This window comes from Paenibacillus sp. FSL R7-0048, from assembly GCF_038004505.1.
In the GTDB taxonomy this organism is placed as follows: Bacteria; Bacillota; Bacilli; order Paenibacillales; family Paenibacillaceae; genus Paenibacillus_AQ; species Paenibacillus_AQ odorifer.
Window position 1 is genome coordinate 1321871 of record NZ_JBBORF010000001.1, and the last position, 12763, is coordinate 1334633.

15 protein-coding genes, 3 tRNA genes and 2 pseudogenes are annotated in these 12763 nt (G+C 41.0%); 14 read left to right on the forward strand and 6 right to left on the reverse strand.

The window, feature by feature from the left end; all coding sequences use genetic code 11:
- The first annotated feature begins 3 nt into the window (after positions 1–3).
- The 4 genes from NSQ91_RS05690 to NSQ91_RS05705 all read left to right on the forward strand — a co-directional run bounded on the left by NSQ91_RS05690 (position 4) and on the right by NSQ91_RS05705 (position 2266).
- Positions 4–705, forward strand: coding sequence for an ABC transporter ATP-binding protein (locus NSQ91_RS05690; protein ID WP_076128224.1), 702 nt, complete (start codon positions 4–6; stop codon positions 703–705).
- Between the two features lie 71 nt (positions 706–776).
- On the forward strand, positions 777–1967 hold the full coding sequence (locus NSQ91_RS05695; protein WP_076099058.1) for an ABC transporter substrate-binding protein: 1191 nt from the start codon (positions 777–779) through the stop codon (positions 1965–1967).
- A 138-nt stretch (positions 1968–2105) separates the two neighbouring features.
- Positions 2106–2177: transfer RNA gene (locus NSQ91_RS05700), tRNA-Glu, on the forward strand.
- Positions 2178–2183: 6 nt separating this feature from the next.
- A tRNA-Leu gene (locus NSQ91_RS05705) sits at positions 2184–2266 on the forward strand.
- Between the two features lie 87 nt (positions 2267–2353).
- Here NSQ91_RS05705 and NSQ91_RS05710 read toward each other — a convergent pair.
- Positions 2354–2977, reverse strand: a complete 624-nt coding sequence (locus tag NSQ91_RS05710) for a hypothetical protein (protein WP_076128220.1) — start codon at positions 2975–2977, stop codon at positions 2354–2356.
- Positions 2978–3204: 227 nt separating this feature from the next.
- Here NSQ91_RS05710 and NSQ91_RS05715 point away from each other — a divergent pair, with 227 nt between their 5' ends.
- Positions 3205–3570 carry a helix-turn-helix domain-containing protein gene (locus NSQ91_RS05715; RefSeq protein WP_076282034.1) on the forward strand — a complete coding sequence of 122 codons (366 nt, stop codon included), beginning with the start codon at positions 3205–3207 and terminating at the stop codon, positions 3568–3570.
- Between the two features lie 87 nt (positions 3571–3657).
- Positions 3658–3740, forward strand: a tRNA-Leu gene (locus NSQ91_RS05720).
- A 67-nt stretch (positions 3741–3807) separates the two neighbouring features.
- Here the strand turns inward: NSQ91_RS05720 and NSQ91_RS05725 are convergent.
- The gene (locus NSQ91_RS05725) at positions 3808–4317 is read right to left on the reverse strand and encodes a GyrI-like domain-containing protein (RefSeq protein ID WP_076280058.1); all 510 of its coding nucleotides are present in this window, start codon (positions 4315–4317) and stop codon (positions 3808–3810) included.
- A gap of 169 nt (positions 4318–4486) precedes the next feature.
- Positions 4487–4966: a glutathione peroxidase gene (locus NSQ91_RS05730; RefSeq protein ID WP_038569095.1), complete on the reverse strand. Its 480-nt coding sequence runs from the start codon at positions 4964–4966 to the stop codon at positions 4487–4489.
- Positions 4967–5146: 180 nt separating this feature from the next.
- Here NSQ91_RS05730 and NSQ91_RS05735 point away from each other — a divergent pair, with 180 nt between their 5' ends.
- The 7 genes from NSQ91_RS05735 to NSQ91_RS05765 all read left to right on the forward strand — a co-directional run bounded on the left by NSQ91_RS05735 (position 5147) and on the right by NSQ91_RS05765 (position 9726).
- Positions 5147–5569, forward strand: coding sequence for an organic hydroperoxide resistance protein (locus tag NSQ91_RS05735; protein ID WP_036681676.1), 423 nt, complete (start codon positions 5147–5149; stop codon positions 5567–5569).
- 190 nt (positions 5570–5759) lie between these two features.
- Positions 5760–6038 carry a hypothetical protein gene (locus NSQ91_RS05740; protein WP_036681678.1) on the forward strand — a complete coding sequence of 93 codons (279 nt, stop codon included), beginning with the start codon at positions 5760–5762 and terminating at the stop codon, positions 6036–6038.
- A 94-nt stretch (positions 6039–6132) separates the two neighbouring features.
- On the forward strand, positions 6133–6552 hold the full coding sequence (locus NSQ91_RS05745) for a thiol-disulfide oxidoreductase DCC family protein (protein ID WP_076308658.1): 420 nt from the start codon (positions 6133–6135) through the stop codon (positions 6550–6552).
- A gap of 79 nt (positions 6553–6631) precedes the next feature.
- Positions 6632–7537, forward strand: coding sequence for a copper amine oxidase N-terminal domain-containing protein (locus NSQ91_RS05750; RefSeq protein ID WP_076304492.1), 906 nt, complete (start codon positions 6632–6634; stop codon positions 7535–7537).
- A gap of 32 nt (positions 7538–7569) precedes the next feature.
- Positions 7570–8007, forward strand: a complete 438-nt coding sequence (locus NSQ91_RS05755) for a DUF6526 family protein (protein WP_340916829.1) — start codon at positions 7570–7572, stop codon at positions 8005–8007.
- Between the two features lie 185 nt (positions 8008–8192).
- On the forward strand, positions 8193–9356 hold the full coding sequence (locus NSQ91_RS05760) for a hypothetical protein (protein ID WP_339189933.1): 1164 nt from the start codon (positions 8193–8195) through the stop codon (positions 9354–9356).
- Positions 9349–9726, forward strand: a complete 378-nt coding sequence (locus tag NSQ91_RS05765) for a hypothetical protein (protein ID WP_340916833.1) — start codon at positions 9349–9351, stop codon at positions 9724–9726. Before NSQ91_RS05760 ends, NSQ91_RS05765 begins: the two co-directional genes overlap by 8 nt.
- Positions 9727–10085: 359 nt before the next feature.
- Here the strand turns inward: NSQ91_RS05765 and NSQ91_RS05770 are convergent, their stop codons facing one another.
- The 3 genes and pseudogenes from NSQ91_RS05770 to NSQ91_RS31975 all read right to left on the reverse strand — a co-directional run.
- A complete protein-coding gene (locus tag NSQ91_RS05770; protein WP_340916836.1) occupies positions 10086–10805 on the reverse strand; it encodes a hypothetical protein in 720 nt (239 codons plus the stop codon).
- A 67-nt stretch (positions 10806–10872) separates the two neighbouring features.
- The gene (locus tag NSQ91_RS05775) at positions 10873–11469 is read right to left on the reverse strand and encodes a hypothetical protein (protein ID WP_340916839.1); all 597 of its coding nucleotides are present in this window, start codon (positions 11467–11469) and stop codon (positions 10873–10875) included.
- A 437-nt stretch (positions 11470–11906) separates the two neighbouring features.
- Positions 11907–12041, reverse strand: a pseudogene (locus NSQ91_RS31975) (hypothetical protein); the annotation flags it as partial.
- Between the two features lie 109 nt (positions 12042–12150).
- On the opposite strand from NSQ91_RS31975, the pseudogene NSQ91_RS05780 reads away from it, so the two are divergent.
- A pseudogene (locus NSQ91_RS05780) lies at positions 12151–12501 on the forward strand (transposase); the annotation flags it as partial.
- Positions 12502–12763 lie beyond the last annotated feature (262 nt).

Below are 12763 nucleotides of genomic sequence, written 5' to 3' on the forward strand. Positions count from 1 at the left end.
ACCATGCTTAGCGTACAGGGGATCAATGTATATTATGGGGCTATTCATGCCTTGAAGGATTTAAGTATGAATGTAAAAGAAGGCGAGATTGTAACTCTAATCGGCGCAAATGGAGCAGGCAAGTCCACGTTGCTTAAGACGCTTTCGGGACTGCTGAAACCCAAAACAGGCAGTATAGATTTCATGGATAAATCTATTACGAATCAGAGTGTTCAGTCCATCGTAAAACAGGGGCTTATTCATTGTCCGGAAGGCAGGCGTGTATTTGCTAATATGTTTGTGGAAGAAAATCTGGAGCTAGGAGCTTTTTTACAGGATTCAGGCAGCTTAGCTGCTGATTTTGCCAAGGTTTACTCCACCTTCCCGCGTCTTTTAGAAAGAAAAAAACAGCTTGCCGGCACATTATCCGGCGGGGAGCAGCAGATGCTTGCTATGGGGCGCGCGATGATGGGGCATCCCAAGCTTTTATTATTAGATGAACCCTCGATGGGGCTTGCTCCATTGCTCGTTCAGGATATTTTTCGGATCATCCAGGAAGTAAATGCCTCTGGAACAACAGTACTTCTTGTAGAACAAAATGCCCATCAGGCGCTAAAAATTGCTCATCGGGCTTACGTTCTTGAGACGGGCAGAGTGGTGCTTGAGGGAGATGCCAAGGAATTGGCAGATTCGGAAGAGATCAGAATGGCTTATCTGGGACATTAATTCATCGGCTAGTTCACAACAGCATCACAGAAAGAACCTATAAAATATTTATTTTGGGAGGCTGGAAGAGGATGAAGAAAATCGGGGCCATATTGCTGACTGCGTTACTGGCTGGTGGATTGCTGGCAGGCTGTGGGAACAAGACAGACAACACTACTGCTGAAGGTGGGAATGCTGGTGGAGGGACCATCAAGATTGGAGCAGACCTTGAGCTTACAGGCGGCCAGGCTTCCTTCGGTGATTCTGCACTCAAAGGGGCAAAGCTGGCGGTAAAAGAAATTAATGACGCAGGTGGAATACTCGGCAAAAAACTTGAGCTGATTGAAGCGGATAATGCTTCCAAGTCGGAAGAGGCGACACGCGCAGCGCAAAAGCTAATTACTACCAATAAAGTTGTAGCTATTATAGGTGCAACTACATCTACGAATACACTCGGAATTGTTCCCGTTGCTCAAGAAAAAGGCATCCCGCTGGTTAGCTCCTCAGCCACCAATCCCAAAGTAACAGTTGATGAACGTACTGGAGATTTGAACGAATGGGTATTCCGGGCCTCTTTTATTGATCCTTTCCAAGGTGAAGTAATGGCTAACTTTGCTAAGGATACACTTAAAGCGAAGACGGCTGTTATTTATACGGATGCTTCAAGCGATTATTCCAAAGGGCTGCAGACCTTCTTTAAAGCAACGTTTACTAAGAACGGTGGCTCAATCTTAAGCGAAGAATCCTATCAACAAAAAGATTCTGATTTTAAAGCCGTATTAACACGTATTAAAGAAGCTAATCCCGATGTTATTTATCTTCCAGGCTATTATGAGGAGGTCGGCAAAATCGTAAAGCAAGCTCGCGAAATGGGGATCACCGTTCCGTTTATGGGCGGGGATGGCTGGGATTCACCTCAGCTGGCTGAGATTGCCGGAGCGGATGCCCTAAACAATACGTTTATGTCCAATCACTATTCACCTGAAGATAGCTCGCCAGAAGTAAAATCGTTCGTAGATGCCTTCAAGGCTGCTAACGGTGATCTTGTTCCAGATGGGATGGCTGCGCTTGGATATGATGCTGTGAAACTAGTGGCAGACGCGATTACACGTGCGGATTCCACAGAACCTGAGAAGCTGAAGGATGCACTGGCGGGGACAAAGGATTTACAACTGGCCACGGGTAAAATCACAATGAATGAAACGCATGACCCGGTAAAAGCAGCTGTGGTGCTAAAGTTTGTAGATGGGGTACAAACCTTTGAGGCAAAAGTAAACCCATAAGCGTTGTGATTAGAGGCGCGTACCTTTATTGGTGCGCGTTTCTTTTAGTTTAAACTTTTTTTAAAAAAAGGCTTGTCAAAATTCTTATGGTTTGATATACTCATTTTTGTTGTGACAAGAAAATAACTTGTAAAGCATGGCCCGTTGGTCAAGGGGTTAAGACACCTCCCTTTCACGGAGGTAACATGGGTTCGAATCCCATACGGGTCATATTATGCGGTAGTGGTGGAATGGCAGACACGCTATCTTGAGGGGGTAGTGGGTGTATACCCGTGGAGGTTCGAGTCCTCTCTACCGCATACAAATAAAAAGTAAGAAACCCTTTGTTCGCAGAGGATTTCTTACTTTTTTTTATAAGATTAGAAGTGAAATTCAGTGACGTCAGGTCATCTCTTAAAAGCCCCAGCATACTGGGGATAGAGCTGTCTTATGCAGTCTGGGCAGATATCATGAGTGAATTGCAAAGAAAGCTGATGCTTTAAGAAATGTTCAATGGTGATCCATTCATCCTTGGGATTACGAATACATTTACAGGAAGCACAGATTGGGATTAGCTCAAAAGATGATGGTAAGGTTGAACGGAGGTTTATGATCTCCGGATGAAGAGGTTCTTCTTTATAGGGGCCCACATCATATAGTGAAATTATAAAAGTGGCTTCTGGGTGCGGATCTGAGAGAAATGGGTAGATCTCCAAACGGAAGATTCGTTTCCCTTTATTAGCGGTTTGTATGGAGAATTCGGAAGTATAAACCTGATGCTCTCTGCGGAGTATATATTTCACTGATTCATAAAGCTTGGCCCATTGATCGGGATCGACAATCACATCTTGCATGAGCTCTGAGTAATACGCGCCAATCCATTTCTTATTAGTAGAAAGACCATATTCATGACTAAAGGCCTTCCACCTGCTGTTGGTGAACTGGATAATCCCATGACTGTTGATTACCACCGCATTGTGCGGTAAAGCTTCAAGTGAATGGATAATGGAAGATGATAAGCATTTTGACAAAAGTCACCGCTCCCTCCTAGAGATCATTCAGGATGATAAGTTAACAAAGGGGGCCAGACGGTATTCTAACAGATACTTGTCACCTGAGTCGCCTCTTATCGTCACTCCAGCCATATGATATAATCGGATAATACATAACAATACTAATTATATACTTTTTTACGTTATTTTGCAATAGGTAATTACGTAAATAAGTAATTTGTTTTTAGATGGAGGGCGATTCACCGATGCAGACCATATACGAACGTATAGAATACCTGATTAAGCAGAAAGGTTTGACCAAAAAATCATTCTGTGAGCAGTTAAATATCAGCACAGGTAATATGGGAGATTGGAAGCGGGGAAAGACTACTCCAGGAACACATAAGCTGATTGAGATCGGTGATTTTTTTCATGTTAGTCTGGACTGGCTCATTCTCGGCAAAGATACACCGGATACTGTACGAGAGAGCGGCGTAGACTATGATTTGAGTGATGTTCAGCTATCGGAAAGCCGAGTAGAAGAATTACTTCCAGCAGAAAAGAATTTTATCAAGGAATATATAGCTTTTGCTGAATATCGTAAACAGAAAATGGTCGACGAAGAATCTTAAAATCTGCATCTTTACTTTTGAGAAAAGTACATTTATAATAATGAATGTTGACCTCAAACAAATTTATGTTCATGTTTTACACACCGCGCGGTAGTGGTGGAATGGCAGACACGCTATCTTGAGGGGGTAGTGGGTGTATACCCGTGGAGGTTCGAGTCCTCTCTACCGCATACAGAATGAAGAAAGAGGCCTTGCGATGCAAGGCTTCTTTTTTTGTTCAATCCTCAATCACACAACCTACTTCTTTACAAGCGGCACGCATAGATTGGCTTCGAATCCTTCATCATCCGGACCGGACTTTTCCGTGTATTGGATGTAAAAGACTCCATCAGGGTTGAACTTATAACCGGAATCCGGCAGCCATTCATTATGTATATAATTCCAGGTATGTTGAAAAGCCAACTGAGGGAATCCTTTTGCAGTAAATATAGCATAGGTAGACGCAGGAAGTTTCTTATGAACAAGGCCTTCAGGGATACAATCTAACTGCTCGACTTCAACACAAAGGAAAAAATCAATATCCCATGCGGTATGCTCCCACAGTTTAGGCACGGATGTACGGTTCTGAAATAGACCGAGATAACAACCGCTGCTTTGAACTTTTGTGGGTATAGCATCAAATTTTGCATCAATATCCAGCTCGCCAAAAACATATTCCCAAAGATTCGCGTATGGCTCCCCGGATGAGTTTACATTTGTCCAGCCAATAACATTTAGTTCGGGTATATCAAGCAGTTGAACAGTCACCGATTGTCCCTCCCAGCAAAAATATTTCAACAATATTATAAAATATTCCAAGAGATTAAAGGGTGCTGATATATAGCGATATTATGACGTTCTTTCTAGTTAAAAAGGATACTTTACCGCATAACAACAGGGGGCTGTGTGATGTGGTGAGTATCCTTTTTCTAATGAATTATTTTAAAAGCTTGGAGATATCGGATTCGATCTGCTGTGGAGTGGTCTTAGGAGCAAACCGTTTTAGAACACGGCCATCTTGGTCAACCAGAAACTTCGTAAAGTTCCATTTCACGCTTTTTGAGCCTAAGACACCAGGGGCTTCTTTGGATAAGTATTTGAATAATGGATGTGCTTCATCGCCTTTTACGTCAATCTTCTCGAACATAGGGAAGGTTACCCCATAATTAATCTCGCAGTATTCCGCAATTTCATCACTTTCGCCAGGCTCTTGTCCAGCAAATTGATTGCTTGGAAATCCTAAAACTTCGAACCCGCGGTCCTTGAATTTCTCGTACACTTCCTGAAGACCTTTATACTGGGGAGTAAATCCACATTTGCTGGCAGTATTCACAACCAGGAGTACTTTACCCTTGTACTTTGACAATGATTCCTCTTCACCCTTAAGAGTGTTGACCTCAAAATCATAAATACTCATGGATGACACCTCCATAGCTAATTTAAGTTTTTAACAATTTAATTGTACACTATTTATGGTCTGGAGCCAAATAAGAAAGTATTATGAATCATTCCTCATCATCGTTTCAAATCATACCTGTTGTTTAAAGTATAAAGTATGAGCATGACCAATACAGCTTGATGAAGGAGAAGATGACTCATGAAAGCATTATACACAGCAACTACAACAGTCCATGGCGGTCGTGAAGGCTCCATTGAATCCTCGGATGGCGTGTTAAAGCATAATCTAAGCATGCCTAAAGAGCTTGGAGGGCCGGGAGGTTCCGGTACCAATCCAGAGCAACTATTCTCGGCTGGTTATGGAGCGTGTTACGAGAGTGCACTAGCGAATATCGCCCGTAAAGAGGGCGTGAAACTCCATGACGTGGAGGTCACTTGTAATGTGTCCATTGGGAAGGATGACAGCGATGGAGGCTTTAGACTTGCTGTGAGAATGGATGTGAAGCTGCCAGGGATTGAACACGACAAAGCAGAGGAACTGGCGAAGAAGGCTCACGAATTCTGTCCTTACTCCAAAGCAACCAGAGGTAATATCGAGGTTGAATTAAAGATTGTTGATTAAATGTATCTGTATATATTTTATGGAAATAATGGCTAAATAGAGACGTAAATCATAAAAGAGTAATAAATAGCTGCCGTGTTAGGCGTCTTTGGTTGACATCACCCTTAAAATTCTTTAATATGTCTAAGTATCTGAGAATGTGCCTGCGTGTGCAATTTACAACCAAAAATTTAAATAATGGGTGATGAAGATGTCTTACAGACCGAATATTACGAATGTGACCAAAGCCAGCAGCAACGATAAGGAAGGATTGTACGAGTTCATTATCAAGCTTGCTGATGGAACGGAGTGCCGCGCGTTTTATCATCGGTTTCCGGAATGGAAAATGACGAACATCAGCCGCCTGCTTAAAACTCCATGTCCAATTTGCCGCAAAGATTTCATCTGCAAATGCATGGAGGCATTCACTGCTGATTTCGAAGGGCAAATGATCGGGGATCAATGGATTGAAAAAGCAATCGCAGAATAATTAAAGAACGGCACTTGATGGCGCGGGAGGTTATCCCGCGTTTTTGTTTACCCAAAAAAGCAGAAATTTACGCCTTTAAGACAGAGGGGGAGCCATGAACGAGGAACTGAACCTTATGAAAGGTAAGTCCATTGTGTTGATAGACGGAGTGTGTCATCTTTGCCAGGGGGTAGTTCGTTTCATTATCCCGCGTGACCCCGAGGCTAAATTTCTATTCGCACCTTTACAGAATGAGATTGCGGCAAAGCTAATGAAAGAGTCCGGACTTCAGCCTGGACAATTAAACACGGTGATTTTACTGGAGAACGGAGTGTATTATACAGAGTCGGCTGCTGTGCTAAGAATTGCCCGTAAATTGAGATTTCCTTGGCCTGCCGCATACGTGTTCATCTTAGTACCACGCCCATTGCGCAATGCTCTTTATCGGTATGTAGCTAAGAACCGCTATCGTTGGTTCGGACGTGATGAGCAGTGTATGCTCCCTACCCCAGAGATCAAACGGAGATTTTTGTAAACCATAATCTGGGAGAATGTTATAATGAAACTATAAATGGGTACAGTTTTTTCATATTATCACTAGGGGTGAACGAATAGTGAAACGGAAAGGGCTTCTGCTTTTTATAGTCATGTTGTTATCTTTAAGTATGATCGGTACGGCCTCAGCTGCCCCCAAGCTTCGCATTATGGTGAACAATTCAAGTGTGGATGTTGGTGTGCAAATCGTGTCGGGGAAGACGCTGGTTCCGCTGAAGGCTTTTGAAAGATTCAAGAATACTTCTATTCAATGGGATGCCAATACCAAGCAAGCTACGATTGCTAGAGATTCTATGAAGATTAAGCTTACGGTTGGCTCACGGACGGCTTGGAAGAACTCGGAGGCTGTACAACTGGATGTATCGGCCAAAATAGTGGATGGAAGAGTAGCGGTACCCCTGCGGTTTATTGCGGAGGCTCTTGGAGCGAGAGTAACAGTAGATGCTGCTTCGAATACAGTCTGGGTTCAGGAACGGGCCAATGCTAAACTTGTGCAGAATTATAATAGTAATGACTTAGTTGTTTCCCGCATAGCTGCTCTGCAATTCCCGGTTGAAGAAAGAGAACCCTCCAAATTGACGGGTGATAATGAAGCATTGTCTATGACGTATTATTTTCCTGAAGGCAGATCTGATGGTTATTTTATATTGTATGGACATTTCGTAAAGTATTATGAGATCAAGGATAATATTGTAAAAGTAGTTTGGGAAGCTGATCTGGATATGTCCAAGGAGGCTACAAATAAAGATTTTACCGCGATATTCGGTTACCCAGTTGCGAAGGAATATGGTAAAGCACCTGTTCTAGCTCCATCCTATGCCTCTTTTTATACGAGTGTTTGGGGAAGTCAGATTATTTATGGAATGGTTAATGCGGATGGAACTACTAAAGTTTCAGGACAGTCTCTGTACTGGGGGAATAATGAACCTTTTGTCGTAGCTATTCCCGGAGAGACTAAGCTTTAAGCAATATATAAGTCATATAAATATGGAGATGAATGATGAACAAGGGGAAGCCTAAAGGTTTTATGCGTTTTGATTGGCCTTATCATTTTGTAACTATGCCGCTAGCGCTGATTATATTTGTATGGTCGGGAATTTATGTCGTTCAGGTGTTACGTGATGATGGTGCTCTAACAGTGCCCTTGCTATTATTTGGTTTATCTCTATGCTTATTATTTGCGATTACTCGAATTCGAATTTATGCCACAAAAAATCAGGATCGAGTAGTGAGGGTAGAGGAGCAGTTCCGGTATTTCCGATTGACAGGTGAAGTATTAAATTCAGAGCTTGAATTAGCTCAGATTATTGCGCTTCGGTATGCAGGAGATGAAGAGTTTCCGGCACTATGTCAGCGGGCGGTGAAGGAAAAGCTTAGTCCTGCCGATATCCGGTCTGCCATCAAGAATTGGCGTGAAGATACGATGAGAGTCTAAAAACCACTTGATGTGCGAAAAAACTTATTGCTGCCTTCTTATATATATGCTACTATAGCTGTAAATTAAAGGGATAGTAACGGAAGCACCGTTCAATGTACCGTATCCACGGTTATTGTCGGTGCTTTTTTGCTGTCTTTTTTTTGACAATATTTATAAATTTCTTGCGAAAGGAGAGAGGTTTTATGGCGGCAAGGATTGTACTCGCAGTGCGTGAAAGCCAATATATCGAACCATTGCTACACTATCTTCATCATAGTGAGTATGGAGAAATGCTGCGAATCACGGCTTTTAGTCGGCTGGATGCTTTTATCGATTTTATGAGGGGAGAGGATATGCCGGATGCTGTTGTAGGTGACGTTACTTTTATCGAGGCTTGGCTTGTGGAGGGAAGAACTAAGGTGCCTTGGGCAGTTTTGAGTGAGGAGGGAGCTTATCTTAGCAGGAGTTCTAAAAGCCTGGCTGGAGGCATCATGATTGCGAAATATCAGGCACTGCCTTCTCTGCTGGGAGCATTTATTCAACTATGTGAAGTGAAACGAGCTAGAGGTTCCTCTGTATTAGATGAAACGCTGCTGCTCGGTATCGTCTCCTCAAGCGGGAACACGGGCAAAACCACAGTAGCTATGAATATGGCTAAGCAGCTAGGTGAATTGGGGCTTTCGGTCTTTTATTTGAATCTTGAAAGTGTGGACAGCAGTGGATTATTTTTACGGCCCCCTGCAGGAAATACGCCTGGACTAGAGCGGCTCCTTTATGAAATCAAAGCCAGCCGGGATAAGGGCGGAGCCGATACGATTGATTTGGGGCAATACGTGATTAGGTATGATCACCTTCGAAGTGCTGCTTTTAGGCCAATTATTAATGTAAAAGAAATGCTGCAGATGACTACGCAGGATACGCTAGATTTGTTGGCGCTGTTGGTTGCGGAAAGAAATTTTGACGTAGTTATAATAGATACCGGCAGTATTGAAGAAGAACGTGCCAAAGCTGTGTTACATAAATGCGGAATTCTATTGTGGGTAGTTAGAAATGACGAGGTAAGCATTCATAAGACCATGAGATGGCTATCCCATTGCAATGCTCCTAATTCTGGTATGCCCAGCCAAGTGATGGACAAAAGTAGATTTGCCGTGAATTTTGCCGCAGAGGGTTTAGAGGTGTGGACACCTCCGGAAGGAATTACCGTTGAAGGTGTACTTCCGTATATCCCATCTTGGACGCTGCAGCACCGTGAGGAGCTTTTTCTGAACTCACCACAATTCCAAAAGGAGATCTTACAGCTGTGCAAGCAGATTATAGAACCGTCGCTTCCGCAAGTATTCACTGGTAAGGGTTTACATGAATGAGGAAATGTTTAAGGCACTTCGCAGTGACATCCGGGCAGGATTAGATGTTACTTCTGCAGTTGGAAATCGTGAACTCACCCAATATATTGAAAGGACAATTTTGGACAGCGAAAATCTGCGTTATTTAACAGCACAGGAGAAACATGAGCTCGTGAAGAGATTGTTCGATTCTTTTCGAGGATTGGATGTACTCCAGCCCTTAGTGGATAATCCGGCGATCACTGAGATTATGATTAACAGCCATACTGAGATTTTTGTAGAAGAGGAGGGGCAGATTCGTCGTCTCCATTTGGAATTTGAGTCCAGTAGCAGGTTGGAGGATATTATCCAAACGGTTGGCTGCGCTTTCACTATCAGCGATTCAAAGTAACAACAATTATTATTTGCGTCCGAACGTTCGAATTGTTTGGAAGGATATTTCTCATTAAGAAAAGAAGAAGAGCGACCAAGACAGACTTATTTAAACTAAGCTTTGGTCGCTGCTGTTGCCATTGAAAAAAACGCAGTTTTCTAATTGAAGTTTATCTATGATTACTTATTAATTGTAGCCAATAATTCAAATATTCTCTTGCACTGATGAGATCATGAAGTTCAGAATGACAAATAAAAAATGGGAATCCTGTGCAAGCACCGCGTAATCCTGTATTAATCGAGTTTATAAGTTGAATAAAATACAAAAAGACGCAACTGATGATTTTCAGTTGCGTCCATTTACTTGTCGTAACTGTATTAAAAGGGCTCTGTGAGTGTAACTTCGATATTAGTATCACTCATAGATACTGCATATCCACCAGCAGACTCATTATAGACTCCTACCATGGTGCCAGTCGAAGAATATTTTTTCCATTGCAAACTCCCGCTTGCATTAGCCGCAACTTGATAATTTGTTAAATAGACCGTTGTGTCTTTTAACACCTGTTGATTCGTACCATATTTTACATTTTTGATCCATCCTCTTTCCATACCCCATGAGCCGCCAACTTGAACCTCTAATTTGGTTAAAAAAGGTACTTGAAACTCTGTTTTCCCACTAATGTTAGTTGATACATTCCACTTTCCAGATGTGGTGTTTTGCTGTTCATACTGGATCGATGCAGTACCACCAGTACCGTTTTGATAACGAAATATTCCAAGATTCTTATAATGCCAATCTCTCTCTACTTTAGTTGGCACATATTGATCAAATACATAACTATATCCATCATTAGTAGGGGGGCTCTTTAAATTCGCTCTTTGGGAAAGAGGGATAACTTCCTTGGTATTCCCGTTTAAGTCCGTTTCCCAAGCTCTAACTTCAGGAGTCGGAAGTTTCGTAGAAACCTTCGAATCTGCCAACTCTTGTATTTTGCTAGGGACAACCTCTTGAGCGTTGACGATAGCACTAGAGGTTGACATCGTGAGGAGAGCGAGAGCGGTTACTGCAATCTTCTTATTAATCTTAAAATTCAAAATAATTACCTCCTAGTATTTTTTTACTACTAACCCAGTATATGCTAGTTTTATGGAAAATTCAACATTATTTGCTATAATATGAATCTAATGTGCTTAGTACGGATTTTACTGCATTTTTGGTAACGCTTAAATTTGCTTTTGTTTTTGCATTTTGAGTAACGGTAACGATTAGATTTCTATATGTGTACGTTGCCATATCAGTTCTATTTAATAATTCAGAGTCGGCTTGGTCATATCCAGTAGGGACCTCCCAAGCAACTAAGTTGTTTCCCATATCTACTTCTGTATACGCAAAACGGACATAAAACTGAATAGATTTATCCTTATTTTCAAAGATAAATAGTTGTTGTGTGGGATTGAAATCACCACTTCCGCCTCCAACAGTTATGGTGTCTTTTTTGTTAAATGTAAAATCTCTTTCTATTAAAAAAATTGTTTTATACGGTTGAATTAATGAGAATCCAGCTATATCAATATTGTTTTCAAAATCCTCCATGAATTTTGCGAAATCATCATAGTTGGGTATGTTAACGATTTCCTTTTCGATCTTGTTTATTGCTGTGAATTGTGGTGTTTGTACACTAGATTCACTCGAACAACCTGTTAGAAAAATGGTAATCATCAAAAAAGAGCTAATTAACAATAAAAACATTTTTTTCATATTGCAGAATCCTCCAATATATTATTTACTTTTACTTTAATATATTCTAGAATTGGAAACAACTAGTTTTTTGAAAAAGAAATCTGATTTCGGGTTATTCTTTTTAATCATCATAAAATCCTTAAGAGTGCAAATTTTGCATTGGTATACCATCGATTGATTTAATATTTTTAATTTGCTCCAATACTTTGCGAACTTCGCTTAAATACCTAACTAATCTATAAATTGACGTATAATCAATTTCGATATTTAAGTAATTTATTGGAATTAGTGAGATAACTGATTAAGCCCCGAAATAGAGTTCGGGGCTGGAAATGTTTACTGAAATTATAAAGAGGATTTTTAAATACATCCAAATCAATTAAATGTGTTTCTTATCGGAACTACTATCCTTCAATTAATAGCATTAATATACTGAACCCTTCCTTCAAAAATCTTTACAAAAGCAATATTTGAGGAACGGTAGGTTTAGCAGACCCTTCAAGTGTAATTCGATCCATACCCACGTAATTATGAGGTCCAACAAAGGGCTTCACTTCCACTGTGATTAAGAGTTCAAATCCACGAAATCCGTTTTTTTTTTTTTTTTTTTGCTATGTTAAACAACAATGTTGATATTTGATGTTTACGAACATTCGTTCTATAATATAGGTAATATCATTGCTCGGAGATGATTTTCCTATGGAAATGAAGGAATTGAAAAAGCTTGCTAATGCATTGGACGATAAAAGTAAGCAAGAACTTATCCAGTTTTTGCAGTCCAGAATAGAGAGGACAACGACTCCAATACGAGCAATTGATGAGATTCAGGAGCAGAAGCATAAACATGGACTTGTTTGTCCCCATTGTAAAAATCACTCAGTCGTACGCTTCGGAAAATACATTATTAAAACACGTGTTGGAGAGGTCAAACGGCAACGTTACCGCTGTAAAACCTGCTGTCAGACGTTTAACGACCTTACTAATACCCCACTTCAACGGACACGGAGACCCCACTTATGGATTCGATTCATTGAATGCATGATTGAGGGGAGGATATTCTTCAATAAGAAAGAAAAAGCGGCGAGCAAGGCTTAATTAGCCAAGCTTTTGTCGCCGCTGTTGCCATTGAACTAATGTTCTTTGATAGCTTAACACCACCGATAGCTTATAACTATATTTCTAAGGTATAAAAGTTTTTCTGTCTATTTCTTTATTTTCATCGATCAACTGTAGGAGGAAAACGATTAGCACTAACAAACGCTACGCAAATGATCTTTTTTTACAATATGAGATTTCGGTTGTGTAATTATAT

Coding starts and splice junctions, on each gene's coding strand:
- NSQ91_RS05690 (WP_076128224.1), top strand. CDS start 4: ATGCTTAGCGTACAGGGGATCAATGTATATTATGGGGCTATTCATGCC.
- NSQ91_RS05695 (WP_076099058.1), top strand. CDS start 777: ATGAAGAAAATCGGGGCCATATTGCTGACTGCGTTACTGGCTGGTGGA.
- NSQ91_RS05715 (WP_076282034.1), top strand. CDS start 3,205: ATGCAGACCATATACGAACGTATAGAATACCTGATTAAGCAGAAAGGT.
- NSQ91_RS05730 (WP_038569095.1), bottom strand. CDS start 4,966: ATGAGTATTTATGATTTTGAGGTCAACACTCTTAAGGGTGAAGAGGAA.
- NSQ91_RS05735 (WP_036681676.1), top strand. CDS start 5,147: ATGAAAGCATTATACACAGCAACTACAACAGTCCATGGCGGTCGTGAA.
- NSQ91_RS05740 (WP_036681678.1), top strand. CDS start 5,760: ATGTCTTACAGACCGAATATTACGAATGTGACCAAAGCCAGCAGCAAC.
- NSQ91_RS05745 (WP_076308658.1), top strand. CDS start 6,133: ATGAACGAGGAACTGAACCTTATGAAAGGTAAGTCCATTGTGTTGATA.
- NSQ91_RS05755 (WP_340916829.1), top strand. CDS start 7,570: ATGATGAACAAGGGGAAGCCTAAAGGTTTTATGCGTTTTGATTGGCCT.
- NSQ91_RS05760 (WP_339189933.1), top strand. CDS start 8,193: ATGGCGGCAAGGATTGTACTCGCAGTGCGTGAAAGCCAATATATCGAA.
- NSQ91_RS05765 (WP_340916833.1), top strand. CDS start 9,349: ATGAATGAGGAAATGTTTAAGGCACTTCGCAGTGACATCCGGGCAGGA.
- NSQ91_RS05775 (WP_340916839.1), bottom strand. CDS start 11,469: ATGAAAAAAATGTTTTTATTGTTAATTAGCTCTTTTTTGATGATTACC.